This is a genomic window from Flagellimonas alginilytica, from assembly GCF_042134605.1.
GTDB lineage: Bacteria > Bacteroidota > Bacteroidia > Flavobacteriales > Flavobacteriaceae > Flagellimonas > Flagellimonas alginolytica.
In genome coordinates this window covers 2,330,182-2,347,306 of record NZ_CP169638.1, presented here as the reverse complement: position 1 = coordinate 2,347,306, position 17,125 = coordinate 2,330,182, and the positions used below count along the sequence as shown (strand labels likewise).

Sequence of the window (17,125 nt, the reverse complement as noted above, 5' to 3'; positions counted from 1 at the left end):
TTTAGCTAAGTTTCCCCATGCCACATATTCAATTATTTTATTCTCACCTTATAAGGTCATTTCCCTCAACCAAATGCCCTTCTTGCTCATTGTTGGTTTATATCGACCCAAGTTTAAAGTAGTTTAAGCTCGGGATTGTCCCATAGCTATTAACTACACCTTTTTAAAAGGTTTAAAACTTGAAAATTATGGAACCGAAAAAGAACCCTCAAATGGAGGTAAAACGAAACAGCATGCTCTACTTTTTTGTAGGAATGACCTTGATACTCTTTATGACCTATTTGGCCTTGGAATGGAAAACGTACCACAAAAACAATGCTTGGGAAATTGGTCAACTCACAGTTCAGGAAAGTCTGGACGAGGATGCGACCATCCTTAAAATAAAACTACCGGACCCACCTCAACCAAAAATACAGACTCCTCCAAAAATTGTGGTTGCCGAGGATGATGAAAAGGTAGAGGAAACCTTTATAGAATCGAACGATATAGATCAGGATACCAAAATAGCAGAAGTTGAAAGCATTGAAGTTGCCGAAGACGACATCCCGGACGAAATTCCTTTTATCCTTATTGAGAATGCCCCGATATTCCCCGGTTGTGAAAACGAAAAGGATGAAGCGAAAAAAAGGCTATGCTTTCAAGAACAGATGTTAAAGCATATCCGAAAAAACTTCCGGTACCCTGAAATTGCACAAGAATTAGGTCTCGAAGGTCGGGTTAGCGTTGTATTCACCGTTCAAAAGGATGGAAGCATAGGAGACATTAGGCTCAGGGGGCCACATGAGAGTTTGGAGAAAGAGGCTGCCAGAATTATATCTAAATTACCCGCCTTGACACCTGGAAAACAAAGAGGGACACCGGTAAAAGTTCCTTATTCCATTCCGATTACCTTTAAGTTGAACAAATAGAAACATTTATTGATATCCATGAGATCTCCAAGGCTTCCTATCAACGGTTCTAAAATGACAAATGGTTAGAAGTATCATTTTTAAAATGAGGACTGAAAAACTGATCGAGATTTCCTTATCCCATAAAAAATAAAAAACCACGCCATGGGGCGTGGTTTTTCAGCTTTACTTAAAGCAAGAGCTAATCCTTTGCCTCGGCACTCTTATAGGCTTGTATCTTTTTTTCCAATTCTTCTTTGGTCTCTGCCATAAATTCTTTGGTTTCTACAGATTCTTCTCCATTTACAGAAGATGTGGAGGTGACAACGGCCTTAAAAGTACCGTCTTCTGTGTTGCTCACCTCTATACGAATTTGTTTTTCCACCTCTTTGGTTTCTTTCATTCCCTCTTCGGTAATGGTAATTGTTGTGCCATCTTCTTTCAACATACTCACCTCATCTGCAGGGGCAAGACTTACCAGACTTGGCGCAATTACCAATGCCACTACCGACATTAACTTTAACAAAATGTTCAATGACGGTCCAGAGGTATCCTTGAACGGGTCCCCTACCGTATCTCCGACCACCGCTGCCTTATGGGCATCACTACCTTTACGACCTTCGCTCTCGATGGTCTTCTTGGCGTTGTCCCATGCACCTCCGGCATTGGATTGGAAAATTGCCATAAGTACACCGGCCGTGGTTACACCGGCCAATAAACCTCCCAACATTTCCGCGCCACCAATAAATCCGATGGCAACGGGTACGGCTATTGCCAACAATCCTGGGAACACCATTTCTTTAATGGAAGCTTGTGTGGATATGGCCACACATTTTTCATATTCGGCTTTCCCGTCCGCTGCTTCAAAAATTTCCATATCTTCCTTGCTTGCTTTTGATAAATCCGCATCGTGCTTGCGCATAATCTCCAATGCTGCTTTCAATTCCGGAATATCCTTAAACTGTCGACGCACTTCTTCTATCATGGACATTGCCGCTCTACCTACGGCATTCATGGAGAGTGCGGAGAATACAAACGGAAGCATGCCTCCGATCAACAAACCTGCCATAATATCGGGTTGAGAAACGTCTATTGATTCTACTCCCGCAGTTTTCATAAAGGCGGCAAAAAGTGCCAAAGCTGTCAAAGCCGCAGAGGCAATGGCAAAACCTTTACCAATGGCAGCCGTAGTGTTCCCAACAGCATCTAATTTATCTGTTCTTTCTCGCACCTCGCTCGGCAGTTCTGCCATTTCCGCAATACCCCCGGCATTATCGGAGATTGGTCCATAAGCATCTACAGCTAGTTGAATACCCGTATTGGCCAACATACCGACCGCTGCAATGGCAATTCCGTACAGTCCTGCAAAATAATGGGAAACCAAAATCGCTGCCGCGATCAAGATAATCGGTATTGCGGTGGACATCATTCCCACTCCAAGCCCGGCTATAATATTTGTGGCCGAACCTGTATCGGACTGACGCACGATAGAGTTTACAGGCTTTGTACCCGTTCCTGTGTAATATTCGGTTACTTTTCCAACCAACAATCCCGCTACAAGTCCAGCAATTGTGGCCCAGAAAACACCCATGGCCGAGTATTCTTTTCCTCCTTCTACCCAAGATTCCGGCAGCATGGCATTAATAATGAAATAGGACGCTATCAGCATCAAACCTGCTGAACCAAACTCGCCAACGTTTAATGCTGTTTGTGGGTTTCCACCATCTTTGACCCTTACAAAAAAGGTTCCGATTATAGACATGATAATACCCACGGCTGCTAAAGCCAATGGTAAATACACTGCTCCAAGTCCATCAAAAGCATTTTGAAACTCAGGGATACCGGCAAAAACCGCACCTAATACCATTGTACCTATTATGGAACCCACATAAGATTCAAACAAATCGGCTCCCATACCGGCAACATCGCCTACATTATCACCCACGTTATCTGCAATGGTGGCAGGGTTCAATGGGTGGTCCTCGGGAATACCCGCTTCTACTTTACCTACCAAATCAGCACCTACATCGGCAGCTTTGGTGTAAATACCTCCACCAACACGGGCAAAAAGTGCAATGGAAGATGCTCCCAAGGAGAAACCGGAAAGTACATTGAGCACTTCTCCTATTTCCCAGCCTTGACCGCTGTATATCATAAATAATCCACTTAAACCGAGAACACCGAGGCCTACAACACCCAACCCCATTACGGCCCCTCCTGCAAATGCCACTTCCAGGGCCTTGCCCAGCGAGGTTCTTGCCGCATTGGTAGTTCTAACATTTGCCTTTGTAGCCACCTTCATACCGATAAAACCAGCAAGGGCGGAACAAATGGCCCCTACTATAAAGGATACTGCGACCATTCCATTTGAACCTGTCTCATTACTTCCTTTAAAGAACAGCAAAACAGCTACTGCAATAACGAAGATGCTCAATATTTTATATTCCGCTTTTAAGAAGGACATTGCTCCATCGGCAATATTTTTGGCTATTCTTGCCATTTTGGCATCCCCCACCTCTTGTTTGGAGATCCATACGTTTTTAATAAAGACGTACAAAAGGCCCAGAATACCGAATACGGGCAAAAATTTCACGATTAAATCCATAGATTGAGTTATTTAGTGATTTTTAATGGAAGCTAATGTAATGAAATACGAAGTAATAAAAAAAATGCGCCTTTAATTATTAAAAGCGCATTTTTTAAAAGTTTTTGTTATGTATTCTATATAGTATAGGCCCGTCTCTTTTTATGATCACTTTCTTCATAGCGCTGCACGCACTCATGATAGATTTTGACCGCTTCGTTGACATCTCCCCAACCCCCGGTATCTACTTTTTTCTCTTCCAAATCTTTATATACCTGGAAAAAGTGCTCGATTTCTTTTAATCTGTGAGGGTTCAATTCACTGATATCGTCTCTTTTGCTCCAAATTGGGTCGGATACCGGAACACAAATTATTTTTTCATCGGGACCTTTTTCATCGGTCATGTGGAATACACCTACCGGCTTAACTTCTACCACTACCATGGGGTAGGTGGGTTCGGTACAAAGTACCAATACATCCAAAGGGTCTCCATCCAGGGCCAAGGTTTCGGGAATAAATCCGTAATCACCGGGATACATCATCGAAGAAAATAAGGTTCGGTCAAACCGAATCTTGTTCAAGGTAAAGTCGTATTCGTACTTGTTTCTGCTACCTTTGGGAATTTCTACCAGTACATCAAAGGTAATACGTGGTTTTTTAGACATGTCAGCAATAAATTTATTGTGCAAAAATAACCAGTATAACTGGAATAGTGGGCATAAATTGGCGGTTTCGTATTAATTAAAAATTAAATCCGAAGGTTCCTGTTATCCCAAACGCCCTGGCATCTGGATTTTCGAGATAGTTTCCACGAAAATTAAAGTCGATCCGCAATATTTTGAAAATGTTGCCCACACCAAGTGAGTATTCCCAATAGATTTGATCTTCGGGGGCCATAAGCGGAATATTTGTAGGGGCGCTCAGAGCTATATTTTCTTCGGACAACTGACCCCACGCTCCTCGAACACCAATAATTTCCCTTAGATTCAGTTTTCGCAACAACGGAATCCGCGAAAAAATCCGACCATTAAAATTATGTTCCAAATGTACGGTGGCATAGGTATCCGTAACAAACTCATAAAAATCCAGATTGGGAAAAACATTGTATAAAGAAAACAATGTTTGGTTGCCCGGAACCACACTCAGCAAACCTAATGGCACCGTTCCAAATGTTTTTCCAAGTTCCACACTACTCGTCAACCTACCAAATCCTCCCAATTGCCATGGTTGTCTATAGGAGAATTGAATTTTCTCATAATCAAAATCACTTTCCAAAAAGCCATCCACACCTTTGGTGTACTGCAATATAAATGTGCTGTAGTCATCATTAATATTGGAGCGTTCAACGCCGTAACCAATGGTGCGCTTGCCCGGAGTATAGATCAGTGTGGTGTTCAGATCGAACTGTTTTATTTCCGACGCAATACCTGAAGGAGAACCTGCATCCACGTAGTCCAGACTAAAGGCATCGGGCAATGCGGAGCTTAAGGTACGGAACGACCCTCCCACATTTATCCTAAAATTTTTGACCGGTTCCATTTCCACGTTCAGCGTTGAAAGGTTAATATTGGTCAAACGATCGTTGGAGCCAACAGTCACCAAAGAAGAAGATGCAATGCTCCTTCCCATCACATCGTTGGTACTGGTAAGGCTCAATCCCAATTGTTCTATATCGCGTCGATTTCCTCCCGATATGATCAATCTATTTTTACGATCGAGCAAAAATTTACCCGAGAATCCATGTTTTACCTTTTTATCATTAAAACCATAGGCCATATAGCCCTCCAATCGCCATAGATCGTTCTGACCAAAATATGTCCTGGCCCCTGCGCGCAAACGGATTCCTTCCGCATCGTTATAACCAAATGTGGAATATATATCTCCGATGTCGAGGTTCCACTTATCTATTTCGACATATCCAGAACCTAAAATACTTACAATGTCGTAATAGGTACGGAACTTTGGAACGGTCTTTAAAGTATCCAGTAACTTAAAAATGCCCGATTCATCCTCGTTCAAACTTTCCAAACGGGCGTTTTTCCAAAAGATACTGTCCTGAGAGAAAACCCTTGGATCGTAAGGGTCGGCAACTGCTTTGTAAAATTCCTCAGGTCTCGGATTATTAAATGTGTAATTATCAAAAACAGTGGTACGCTTTCCGTACACACCTCTGGATTCCTCTTTTTTGGAGAAACTAAAATCACTTAGCATATAGTCACGCTTCAACAAAAAGACAGAATCATTGACCACATCGAACTCCTGCTCAATATAAATTTCCTTTACCCAGTTAATATTGGCACTTTTGGTGACCTGCATATTAATCTTTTTTATGGCAAAGGTGGTGTCGTTTACCCAAAAGTCCCCTTTAAATGTAAGCTCGTTCTTTCTTCTTGGATAATAAATTATGTTGTAGCACCATTTGTTGTCGATATAGGTACTGTCCGAAAGCACGTAATTATACACATCTATCCCAGTTTTGGATAAAGGACTTGTAAAGCTTTTATCGAAAAATTTAAGGTAATTATCGTAGATGTCGTAGTCGGAATAAAGATCTTCCACAAATGCTGTAATAGCCTGGTTCCCACTAAATCCTGAATTTTTGTTTCCAAGTACATCTTCCTTTTCCCTTTCCATCGCATTATCTCCATAAACCTTGGAAAAACTTTCGTTCAGGAACATGGGCAAATAGGTTTTGCCCGTAATTCGAGAAGTATCCAAATCCTCGAACATAAATTCCAATCCTTTAAAAAGTTTGCTTTTGATCAAAGCACTATCGATGGTATTAAGATCAAACTCGATTTTTTCGTATTTATCGTATTGATATTGTTCAAATTTACGGACGCCATTTTCGCGCTTTTTGGACCAAATTTTTCGCAAAATATCAATGGCAGGATTATTTTTTTTGGATTGCTTCCCTGTATAGATAACCACTTCCTGAAGTTGCTCCGCCGATTCCTTTAAAACGATTTCCATACCATAACTCACCTTTTGCCCCAAGGAAATCTCAACGGTCTCGTAACCGATAAACGATACTTTTATAGCCTCGTGCGTTTCATCGGATTCCAAATAAAAACGACCATTATCGTTGGTAATGGTTCCTTCTGATGAATCCACAAAAATTATGTTTGCAAAGGCAATGGGCATCCCTTCTTCATCGGTTACCACACCTTCAATTTTGGACTGTGCGGATGCACCAAAACAAAAAAGAAGTAAAAAATAGGAAAAGTATCTTTTCATAGGTAGATATAAGGGCCATATGGAAACCAATTACGAGCGATTCCCATAATTAATAAGGTCAAATTTGGTTTAAAGTAATTTCTAATCAAAAAATGTTCCCTAAAAAATAACCCCATCAACAATGTTGACGGGGCTAATATACTTTACAATTTTAACTCTAAAGCTTGTATAACACTTTCTTAACAGCCTTTATCACATCTTCGTGATTTGGCAACCATTCTGCCAAAAGCACTGGTGAGTATGGCGCAGGGGTGTCAGCTGTGTTCAATTTTACGATCGGGGCATCCAAATAATCGAATGCCTTGTCCTGAACGTGATAGATAATCTCGGTTGCTACGTTCCCGAATGGCCATGCCTCTTCCAAAATTACCATTCTATTGGTTTTCTTAACCGAGGTCAAGATGGTCTCGTGGTCCATGGGACGTACGGTTCTCAAATCGATTATCTCACAAGAAATACCTTCTTTTTCCAACTCATCGGCAGCCTTGTATGCTTCTTTAATGATTTTTCCAAAGGAAACAATGGTTACATCGGTACCTTCCCTTTTAATATCGGCAACCCTCAAAGGTATGGTATACTCACCTTCTGGGACTTCGCCTTTATCCCCATACATTTGTTCCGATTCCATAAAAATCACAGGGTCGTCATCTCGAATGGCAGATTTCAACAGTCCCTTGGCGTCCGCCGGATTCGAAGGAACAACAACTTTTAGCCCAGGAGTGTTGGCGTACCAGCTTTCGAAAGCCTGGGAGTGTGTCGCGGCCAACTGTCCTGCAGAGGCGGTAGGCCCTCTAAATACGATAGGGCAATTAAACTGACCACCTGACATCTGACGAATCTTGGCAGCGTTGTTTATAATTTGATCAATTCCTACCAATGAGAAATTGAACGTCATAAATTCAATGATAGGTCTGTTTCCGTTCATAGCGGAACCCACGCCGATACCGGCAAATCCCAACTCGGAAATCGGGGTGTCGATCACACGTTCTGGCCCGAACTCATCCAACATACCTTTGGAAGCCTTGTAAGCCCCATTATATTCGGCTACCTCCTCGCCCATTAGGTAAATGGTATCATCTCTTCGCATTTCTTCGGACATAGCCTCGGCTACTGCCTCCCTAAACTGTAATGTTTTCATTAAATCGTACTAAATATTTATAGTCTGCTTAAAAACGCAAGCAAAAATAGGAAAAACTACCCGAAATTTGCTTGACCAAAATCCAAAAAAAGAACAAAATTTATTATGCATGCATAATAAATTTATAATTTTATAATTATATTTGAACACACAAACCTTAAGTACATATGAAGATTTTAGTTTGCATAAGCAACGTGCCGGATACCACTTCCAAAATCAATTTTACGGAAGGCGATACCAAGTTTGACACAAACGGGGTTCAATTTGTTATTAATCCCAATGATGAGTTTGGATTGACCCGAGCCATGTGGTTCAAGGAAAAACAAGGTGCCACCGTACATGTGGTAAATGTAGGTGGAGCTCAAACCGAGCCTACCATTCGTAAGGCCTTGGCCATTGGCGCCGATGAGGCGATTAGAATAAATGCAGAACCAACAGACGGCTTTTTTGTGGCCCAACAGTTGGCCGAAGTGGTTAAAAATGGTTCGTACGACCTTGTTATTGCCGGTAGAGAATCTATCGACTACAACGGTGGTATGGTACCTGGTATCCTCGCCACACTATTGGACATGAACTTCGTTAACACGTGTATAGGCCTAGAAATTGACGGAAACAATGCCACAGCAGTTCGCGAAATCGATGGTGGTAAAGAAAAAATAAGCACCAGTCTTCCGTTGGTCATCGCAGGACAAAAAGGTTTGGTAGAGGAAAGTGACCTTCGCATTCCCAATATGAGAGGTATTATGATGGCCCGTAAAAAAACTTTGAACGTAGTAGAACCTATTGATGCCGCACAGCACACACAAGATCAAAAGTTTGAAAAACCAGCAGCCAAGGGACCTGTAAAATTGGTAGATGCCGAAAATATCGGCGAATTGGTCGAGCTACTGCACAACGAAGCAAAAGTTATCTAAACAAGAAAAAATTATGTCAGTACTAGTATATACAGAATCCCTAAAGGGAAAATTCAAAAAAAATGCCTTTGAAGTGGCCTCTTACGCACATAAAGTGGCCCAAGATCTAGGCACAACAGTTACTGCTGTATCCTTTAATGCCGAAGAAGATGCATCTTTGGGCAATTATGGAGTTTCCAAAGTTTTAAAAATTTCCGATGAAAGCCTGTCCACATTTAATGCCAAGGCATACGCAGAAGTTTTGGCACAAGCGGCCAAAGCAGAAGATGCCAAGGTAATTATATTGAGCTCCAGTGCAGATACTAAATTTTTAGCACCGATCCTTACCGCTAAACTTAGTGCAGGGTACGTTCCCAATGTCGTAGCCGCTCCTGAGAGCACATCACCTTTTGTAGTAAAACGAACGGCATTCAGCAATAAAGGATTTGCCATGACCGAGATTTCGGCAGAAACCAAGATTATTGGCGTATCCAGCAATGCCTTCGGAATTGTGGAAAACAACGTTCCGGCCTCGGTGGAAGAATTCTCCGCCAATTTGGGAGATGGGAGCTTTAATGTAAAATCTGTGGAAGTGGACAGAGTGGTCGGCAAAGCAACAATTGCCGATGCCGATATCGTAGTTTCCGGTGGACGTGGCCTAAAAGGACCAGAAAACTGGGGCATGGTAGAAGAACTAGCGGATGTTTTGGGCGCGGCAACAGCATGCTCCAAGCCGGTTTCAGATATGGGATGGCGCCCACACAGCGAGCACGTAGGCCAAACAGGAAAGCCAGTTGCAAGCAATCTCTACATCGCGATCGGTATTTCCGGGGCCATACAACATTTGGCAGGAATCAACGCTTCCAAAGTAAAAGTGGTAATCAATAACGACCCCGAAGCACCATTCTTTAAGGCCGCGGATTACGGAGTCGTGGGCGATGCCTTCGAGGTAGTGCCCCAGCTGATAGAAAAATTAAAAGAATTTAAAGCCCAAAACGCTTAAATTTTGTTAATTTGCCCATTGCAAGGGGCTGTTCAGATAACTGGCATTGCCACTTATTTGAACGGCCCTTTTGCTTTAGGAGGAGATATATGAGTTTAGTACGATTAAAAATAAAGGGGATTTCCTATAGCCAAACACAAAATGGCGCATACGCCCTTATTTTGAATGAAGAGGATGGAGACAGAAAACTTCCCATCGTTATAGGTGCTTTTGAAGCGCAGTCCATTGCAATTGCATTGGAAAAAGAAATAAAACCGCCGCGCCCCTTGACACACGATCTGTTCAAGAATTTTGCCGACAGATTTAAGATCGTGGTAAAACAAGTGATCATACATAAATTGGTAGATGGTGTTTTTTATTCCAGCCTAATTTGCGAAAGGGATGAAGAAGAGGAAATTATAGATGCTCGAACCAGCGATGCCATTGCATTGGCACTTAGGTTCAATGCTCCGATATTTACCTACAAAACCATATTGGACAAGGCAGGCATTTTCCTGAAATTTTCATCAAAGGAAAAGGACGAAGATGAGAATGATAGTATTATGGTAGATGAAATACTCCAAGAAGGTGAAGCTGTCGAAATAGAATCGGGCTCCGACACCCACGGATACCGAGAGATGTCCCTCCAGGAACTTCATCAAGAATTGGAAAAAGCAGTGGCCAGTGAAGACTACGAGAAAGCGGCCAAATTAAGGGATGAAATTTCCAAGCGCAAATAAAACTTACATGGCGAAAAGGACCCAAAGTTTACTCATACTTTTACTCGTTTGTTCGGTCGCTTTCGGCCAAAGTTCCATCCCCGCAGATTCACTAAATATTGCGATTGGATCAACCATTACGGAAAATATCGCTCAAGAACAAGCTTCTGATATAATCCCTAATCAGGGTTTTTCACTTTCCACCCTACTGCGTGGAGCCTTGGGCATGGCAGTACTGATCTTAATATCTTTTTTGTTCAGTTCGAACAGAAAAGCTATCAATTGGAAAACCGTGGGCATTGGACTTTCACTACAAGTACTGATCGCCATCGGGGTGCTTAAAGTACCATTTGTACAATATATTTTTGAAAAAGTGGGCGGTGTTTTTGTGAGCATTTTAGATTTTACAAGGGCAGGTAGCCAATTTTTATTTGAAGGTCTTGTTGTGGATATGGATACTTTCGGGTACATCTTTGCATTCCAAGTATTGCCGACCATTATTTTCTTTTCGGCACTCACATCGGTGCTATACTATTTAGGGGTTATCCAGGTTGTTGTTAAGTGGATGGCATGGTTGCTTTCCAAATCTCTTGGCATATCCGGAGCGGAGAGCCTTTCTGTGGCCGGCAACATTTTTTTGGGCCAAACAGAAGCTCCTTTGCTGATCAAAGCCTATTTGGAAAAAATGAACAAGTCCGAAATTCTGTTGGTTATGATCGGTGGTATGGCGACGGTAGCTGGTGCTGTATTGGCAGCATACATCGGCTTTTTGGGAGGCGATGATCCCGAACTCCGTTTGGTTTTTGCAAAACACCTATTGGCGGCATCGGTAATGGCCGCCCCGGGAGCAATTGTTATTTCAAAAATATTGTACCCACAAACAGAGGAAGTCAACACCGATGTTAAGGTATCGGCAAAAAAAATAGGGGCCAATTTTTTGGATGCCATTGCCAACGGAACCACAGAAGGATTAAAATTGGCCTTGAACGTTGGTGCCATGTTATTGGTTTTTGTTGCCTTTATTGCCATGATCAATGGTATTTTGGGATGGATCGGTGACTTGACCACCCTGAACCATTGGATATCTGCGAACTCTCCCTACGAAAATTTCTCCCTCGAAGCTATCCTTGGAACCATTTTTGCCCCGCTCATGTGGTTAATTGGTGTCGCCAATGAGGACATAATGCTCATGGGACAATTGCTAGGGATAAAATTGGCCGCAAGCGAGTTTGTCGGCTATATTCAATTGGCAGACCTTAAAAATGTAGCCAGCGGCGTTCACTTTACCTATAACAAATCGGTGATCATGGCTACCTACATGCTCTGTGGTTTCGCCAATTTTGCCTCCATCGGTATTCAAATTGGAGGTATCGGGTCTTTGGCACCGGGCCAACGCAAGGTACTCTCCTCATTTGGCATGAAGGCTGTTTTGGGAGGTTCACTAGCTTCCTTGTTATCTGCCACCATTGCTGGGATGATTTTAGGGTAAATTGCTGAAGGATGTGCAAAATATTCACAGAAAGATTTTGTTCGCTTGCTACAAGTCAGTTTAGGCTCTGTATACGAACTGGAATCACATATTATTCTATGCGAAGATTTAAATTTTATTTCTTCAAATTCAGCAAAGCTCATCATTAAAAACATTCAAAAACTACAACAGGGAATTGCATCCTTGATAAAATACAACCGGGCAAACCATTAACCCTTCAACCAAACATCCTTTATCTTACACCCCTTATAGTTAATAAAGTTTTCATAAGTCTTGCTAATTTTAGTTCCCAAAACACACTTATTGAATTAATTTCGATAGATTGATTTTTTGTCGTATCGAGCGTAGTCGAAATGTTTTGGATTTACCCTCATTCCCCCTGCTCGAAGCGACATTTGTTAACGAAACAACAGCATGAAACAATACCACGACCTTCTTAAACATGTATTGGAAAACGGAAACCAAAAAGGAGACCGGACAGGAACAGGTACCTTGAGCGTTTTTGGATATCAAATGCGATTTGACCTCGCTGAAGGATTCCCTATGGTAACGACCAAAAAGTTACACTTAAAATCCATAGTCCACGAATTACTGTGGTTTTTAAACGGCGACACCAATATCCAATATCTGCAAGACAACGGTGTGCGTATATGGAACGAGTGGGCTGACGAAAATGGAGATCTGGGCCCTGTTTATGGACACCAATGGCGCAATTGGAACAACGAGGAAATCGATCAGATCAAAGAAGTAGTGGAATCCTTAAAAAATAACCCCAACAGCCGCAGAATGTTGGTTTCCGCATGGAATCCCAGCGTTTTACCAGACACATCGGTCTCATTTTCGGAAAATGTAGCCAACGGAAAGGCAGCTCTTCCACCCTGCCATGCCTTCTTCCAATTTTATGTGGCAGATGGCAAACTATCTTGCCAATTGTACCAAAGAAGCGCGGATATATTTTTGGGAGTACCGTTCAATATCGCTTCCTATGCCCTTTTCACTTTAATGATGGCACAAGTTTGTGGCTACCAACCGGGTGAATTTATCCACACTTTTGGCGATGCCCATATTTATAACAACCACATGGAGCAAGTGGAATTGCAATTGACACGAGATCCACGCCCCTTGCCGACCATGAAGCTAAACCCTGAAGTAAAAGATATTTTCTCTTTTAGTTTCGAGGATTTTGAGTTATCCAATTACGATCCACACCCACATATTAAGGGAGTGGTCGCGGTATAAAATAAGTTGCAATGCGGCAAAATGAGGACAAAATACAGGTTGATATTGAAAATTGGGACAGAAGGGAACATTTTCGGTTTTTTTCAAAATTTGAGGAGCCCTTTTACGGTATAACGGCCAAAGTAGATTGCACCCATGCGTACAAAACTGCCAAATCAAAAAATTCCTCTTTTTTTCTTTACTATCTGTATCGTGCGCTAAAAGCAGCAAACCAGATAGAAAACTTGCGGTACAGGATCATAGACCATAATGTCTATTTGTACGAAAAGATATTTGCCTCCCCCACCATTAACCGCCCCAATGGCACTTTTGGATTCTCCTATATGGAGTATTTTGAAGATGAACATATGTTCCAAAAAGAGGCTTTGGCGGTAATAGAAAAAGTAAAGAATTCCACCACTCTAATACCCGCCCTGCATGAGAATGTTATCCACTTTTCAGCTATTCCATGGATAGATTTTACCAGCCTATCCCACGCTCGGAGTTATTCCCATCCGGATAGTTGCCCCAAAATATCATTTGGAAAGGTAACAGAGGTAAATGACGTTAAAACTATGCCTGTTTCAATTCATGTACACCATGCTTTGGTGGACGGCTACCATATTGGCCAATTCCTAGAAAAATTCCAAGAGCTTTTGAACGAGTAATCAAGATCTGTTTTTCCAAATATTTCTGTATCACAACACAATGGCCAATGCCAAAATATGGTTCGTTTAATCCACAAAGTATTCCCTAGACTTAAATCCATCCAGGTTTTTGCTAACCTGCCCCACTCCCATCAAAATGGGCAATTGAACTTATGAGTACATGTATCGAGTTTAGGGATGACAAAAAAAATGTAGTGGAAGCAGAAACAATATTAATCTCTGCAAAATCGTACATTTGAGTCAATTCATCAAAAAAACGATATTTCATGAAACCCATCATCACTCTTTTTACCGCACTGCTATTTGCCAGCTGCGGTGAAGAACCTAGAAAGGAAGAAACGGAAAAGCAGAACAAGACCGTGGAAGAAAATACCGAGACCGAAGCTCCTAAGTTACGCCATGTAGTTTTGTTCAAATTTAAGGAGTCTTCGAGCGCAGAGGACATCAACCTAGTGGAGGAGGCCTTTAATGCCCTGCCATCCAAAATAGATGTAATAAAAGGTTATGAATGGGGAATGAACAACAGCCCGGAGAGCTTGAACAAAGACCTAACCCACTGTTTTTTACTGACATTTGACAACGAAGACGATCGTGACATTTACCTTACCCACCCCGACCACGTGGCCTTTGGAAACATTGCCGGCCCGCATATTGCAGATGTTTTGGTAGTGGACTATTGGGCCAAGTAATTTTTGGGCTCGTTCAGCCGAACCCCTTTCCGCACCCCATCAAATTATACCAAAAGTTTATGAAGCCCTATTGCAGATTAGGGAAAAAATAGGTAGCAATTTAGAAAATCGCCATCAGTAATTTCAACACTACTGATGGCAAACAGTTTTTTGATTAAATCTCCAATACCGCATTCTCGGCACCTGCATAATCGTTCCATTGAAAACGATCAGCTTCGGCATCGTTGGTGTAATTTCCGTCTATTAAATATCTAAACTCGTAGCTGTTTTCGACAGGTAGATCAAACGTTCCTTTAAAAGTGCCGTTCTTCAATTTTTTTAAAGTACTTTTTTTAGGGTTCCATTTGTTAAAGTCCCCAACTACAGCAACTGTTTTTGCCTCGTCCGCAGGAACTGTAAAAGTAACTTTGCAAACTGGCTTGCTCTTAAGGTATTGTTTTTTAATTGCCATGGTAATGTTGTTTAATTTAAAGCACAAAACAATACATAAAACTACTTATTTACAATAAGTTAGAACCGATTTATCAAATTGATAAAATCTACCTAACAATAGGATTACTTTTGATAAATATGTCTGTAGATTTTTATCATTAAACATTCTTACGTCCATTGTTTTAATAGTGCGGCAATCTTATCCACCTCTTCCACGGTATTGTAAAAATGGAAGCTCAGTCGAATACCACCTCCCCTGGGCGATGCCACAATATTTTCCTTGGTAAGCTTATGGAAGAGTTCGTCTCCGCCCCTAATATTGAAAATGGTACTGTGTTGCTCCCGATTTACAATCTTATCTTCCAACAAATTCAATTCGTTAAAAACTGTGAGGGCCCGGTGGGACAACTTTTTTACCTGAGATTGAATATTGTCCAAACCTATTTCATCCAGAAACTTGATCGCAAATTCCAAGCTTCCAAAGTTGAGGGAATCCAGATGACCCGGTTCCAAATGCTTACAAAACCCGATATTATTTCGTTTGGATGCATCGTTATCCACCGACCCGTTTCCGATACCGTTTAGTTCGAAATGATCTTTTATCGTATCCTTGACCAAAAAGAAGCCATTGCCATACCCGGCCAAAAGCCATTTGTAAGCGCTTGCCCCCAAAATATCGATACCCGAAGCTTCAAAATCGAAGGGTTGTGTTCCACAGTACTGCGTACCATCTGCAATAATAACAAGGTCGGGGAACTCTTTTTTTAGGTCTTTTAAAAATTCCATATTTATTTGGAGTCCATTGAGCCATTGCACCAAACTCAATGCCAATACATCAAATCCCCCTTTTCTAAGCTGCCCGCGGATATTTTCTTCCAAATTTTCATCGGCATCCACATACGTTCTCTTAAAATTTCGCGTCTCAAAAGGCCAATTAAGACTAGGGTAATCATTGTTAACAAGCAATATGTTTTTGTTCTTGGGGAGCCCTTCCAACAAAAGATTGATCCCTAAACTAAAATTGGGCACCAAGGCCACGTTTTCTGGTCGGCAACTAAAAAATTTGCCCACAGTTCTCTTGATTTCAGGCATATGCAGAAACCCGTTCATTTTCATCTCACTGCCCCCGATCAAGTAATCAAGGTCGTGTCCTTGTCGCCATTCCATTAAATCCTCATTCAATAAACCGGTCGCTGCGGTATTTGCATATATGCACTGGTTGAGTACTGGAAATTTTTTTCTTAGCTTTTGCATGTCGGGATTTTTGGAAACAATTCAATTATCTTTGTCCATAAAGATAGCCATTCCATGTTGTCATTTGGTAAAAAGAAAAAGCCTGAAATAGATTTGGAACAGCACCAACTTCTGGAAAATGCCCAAAAACGTATAAAACAGAAGAAGAGGTTGTACTCCCATATGGTCATATTTCTGATCGGCAGTATTTTCTTGATCATTGCCAACAAAGTTTTAAAATATGGTATTGCCTACGATTGGTCCATTTGGCTGATCTGTATATGGACCTTTTTGGTCTCCATGCACACTTTTAAGGTGTTTGTAACACATAAATTTATGGGGCAGGATTGGGAGCGATCCCAACGTGAACGGTTGGTGGAGCTTCAGAAAAAACGAATAAGCGAACTTCAAAAGGAAATAGAAACCGATTTTCCCCTTTCCAAAATCAATAAAAAAAAAGATCAGTGAAAAAATTGATCATCATTGCTGCGGCCGCAGAAAACAATGCTTTGGGCAAGGACAACGATCTAGTTTGGCATTTGCCCGATGATTTTAAGCGATTTAAAGCCTTGACTTCCGGACACAAGATCATTATGGGGCGAAAAACCTTGGAGAGCTTCCCCAAGCCTTTGCCCAACCGAACGCACATTGCCATTACCCGGGACGAGGACTACGTGCCAAAATTCCCATGTACCGTGGTACATTCCATTAGCGAAGCAATCGATTTAGTAGATGATAACGAGACCGCTTTTATAATTGGTGGCGGAAAAATTTACAAGCAGTGCATGACCATTGCCACGGATATTGAATTGACACGGGTGCACGGCAAGTTTGAAGCGGATGCTTTTTTTCCTGAAATAAATGAGGACCAATGGGAGCTCGTAAAGGAAGAATACCACCCAAAGGACGACAGGCACCAATATGATTTTACTTATATGACCTACCGTAGAAAATAG

17 protein-coding genes are annotated in these 17,125 nt (G+C 41.7%); 11 read left to right on the top strand and 6 right to left on the bottom strand.

Annotation, left to right across the window (positions count from 1 at the left end; all coding sequences use genetic code 11):
* The first annotated feature begins 188 nt into the window (after positions 1-188).
* A complete protein-coding gene (locus tag ABTP35_RS10370; protein WP_293296542.1) occupies positions 189-908 on the top strand; it encodes an energy transducer TonB in 720 nt (239 codons plus the stop codon).
* A 181-nt stretch (positions 909-1,089) separates the two neighbouring features.
* Here the strand turns inward: ABTP35_RS10370 and ABTP35_RS10365 are convergent, their stop codons facing one another.
* From ABTP35_RS10365 to ABTP35_RS10350, 4 genes are all read right to left on the bottom strand, one after another.
* Positions 1,090-3,492, bottom strand: a complete 2,403-nt coding sequence (locus ABTP35_RS10365) for a sodium-translocating pyrophosphatase (RefSeq protein ID WP_293296544.1) — start codon at positions 3,490-3,492, stop codon at positions 1,090-1,092.
* A 116-nt stretch (positions 3,493-3,608) separates the two neighbouring features.
* Entirely contained in the window at positions 3,609-4,136 is a 528-nt protein-coding gene (locus ABTP35_RS10360; protein WP_224835371.1) for an inorganic diphosphatase, read from the bottom strand.
* Positions 4,137-4,212: 76 nt separating this feature from the next.
* Positions 4,213-6,708 carry a DUF5686 family protein gene (locus ABTP35_RS10355; protein ID WP_293296546.1) on the bottom strand — a complete coding sequence of 832 codons (2,496 nt, stop codon included), beginning with the start codon at positions 6,706-6,708 and terminating at the stop codon, positions 4,213-4,215.
* Positions 6,709-6,865: 157 nt separating this feature from the next.
* Positions 6,866-7,846, bottom strand: coding sequence for a pyruvate dehydrogenase complex E1 component subunit beta (locus ABTP35_RS10350; protein WP_375334192.1), 981 nt, complete (start codon positions 7,844-7,846; stop codon positions 6,866-6,868).
* A 167-nt stretch (positions 7,847-8,013) separates the two neighbouring features.
* On the opposite strand from ABTP35_RS10350, the gene ABTP35_RS10345 reads away from it, so the two are divergent.
* The 8 genes from ABTP35_RS10345 (at position 8,014) to ABTP35_RS10310 (ending at position 14,504) form a co-directional block, all read left to right on the top strand.
* The gene (locus ABTP35_RS10345) at positions 8,014-8,760 is read left to right on the top strand and encodes an electron transfer flavoprotein subunit beta/FixA family protein (protein ID WP_293296548.1); all 747 of its coding nucleotides are present in this window, start codon (positions 8,014-8,016) and stop codon (positions 8,758-8,760) included.
* A 13-nt stretch (positions 8,761-8,773) separates the two neighbouring features.
* On the top strand, positions 8,774-9,742 hold the full coding sequence (locus ABTP35_RS10340; protein ID WP_293296550.1) for an electron transfer flavoprotein subunit alpha/FixB family protein: 969 nt from the start codon (positions 8,774-8,776) through the stop codon (positions 9,740-9,742).
* Between the two features lie 89 nt (positions 9,743-9,831).
* Positions 9,832-10,461: a bifunctional nuclease family protein gene (locus tag ABTP35_RS10335; protein WP_224835376.1), complete on the top strand. Its 630-nt coding sequence runs from the start codon at positions 9,832-9,834 to the stop codon at positions 10,459-10,461.
* 7 nt (positions 10,462-10,468) lie between these two features.
* The gene (locus ABTP35_RS10330) at positions 10,469-11,929 is read left to right on the top strand and encodes a nucleoside transporter C-terminal domain-containing protein (protein ID WP_293296552.1); all 1,461 of its coding nucleotides are present in this window, start codon (positions 10,469-10,471) and stop codon (positions 11,927-11,929) included.
* Positions 11,930-12,142, top strand: a complete 213-nt coding sequence (locus ABTP35_RS10325) for a four helix bundle protein (RefSeq protein ID WP_293299072.1) — start codon at positions 11,930-11,932, stop codon at positions 12,140-12,142.
* A 201-nt stretch (positions 12,143-12,343) separates the two neighbouring features.
* Entirely contained in the window at positions 12,344-13,168 is an 825-nt protein-coding gene (locus ABTP35_RS10320) for a thymidylate synthase (protein ID WP_224835378.1), read from the top strand.
* 11 nt (positions 13,169-13,179) lie between these two features.
* Positions 13,180-13,815 (top strand): chloramphenicol acetyltransferase, encoded by a 636-nt coding sequence (locus ABTP35_RS10315; RefSeq protein ID WP_293296555.1) that lies wholly within the window; start codon positions 13,180-13,182, stop codon positions 13,813-13,815.
* Between the two features lie 266 nt (positions 13,816-14,081).
* The gene (locus ABTP35_RS10310; RefSeq protein ID WP_293296557.1) at positions 14,082-14,504 is read left to right on the top strand and encodes a Dabb family protein; all 423 of its coding nucleotides are present in this window, start codon (positions 14,082-14,084) and stop codon (positions 14,502-14,504) included.
* A 154-nt stretch (positions 14,505-14,658) separates the two neighbouring features.
* On the opposite strand, the gene ABTP35_RS10305 is transcribed toward ABTP35_RS10310, so the two are convergent.
* Both ABTP35_RS10305 and ABTP35_RS10300 read right to left on the bottom strand, forming a co-directional pair.
* On the bottom strand, positions 14,659-14,955 hold the full coding sequence (locus ABTP35_RS10305; RefSeq protein WP_224835381.1) for an isoamylase early set domain-containing protein: 297 nt from the start codon (positions 14,953-14,955) through the stop codon (positions 14,659-14,661).
* Between the two features lie 149 nt (positions 14,956-15,104).
* Complete coding sequence (locus tag ABTP35_RS10300) at positions 15,105-16,190, bottom strand: aminotransferase class V-fold PLP-dependent enzyme (protein WP_293296559.1); 1,086 nt, start codon at positions 16,188-16,190, stop codon at positions 15,105-15,107.
* Between the two features lie 54 nt (positions 16,191-16,244).
* Here ABTP35_RS10300 and ABTP35_RS10295 point away from each other — a divergent pair, with 54 nt between their 5' ends.
* Entirely contained in the window at positions 16,245-16,637 is a 393-nt protein-coding gene (locus ABTP35_RS10295) for a 2TM domain-containing protein (RefSeq protein WP_293296561.1), read from the top strand.
* Positions 16,634-17,125, top strand: a complete 492-nt coding sequence (locus ABTP35_RS10290; protein WP_293296563.1) for a dihydrofolate reductase — start codon at positions 16,634-16,636, stop codon at positions 17,123-17,125. The genes ABTP35_RS10295 and ABTP35_RS10290 overlap by 4 nt, the downstream gene beginning before the upstream one ends.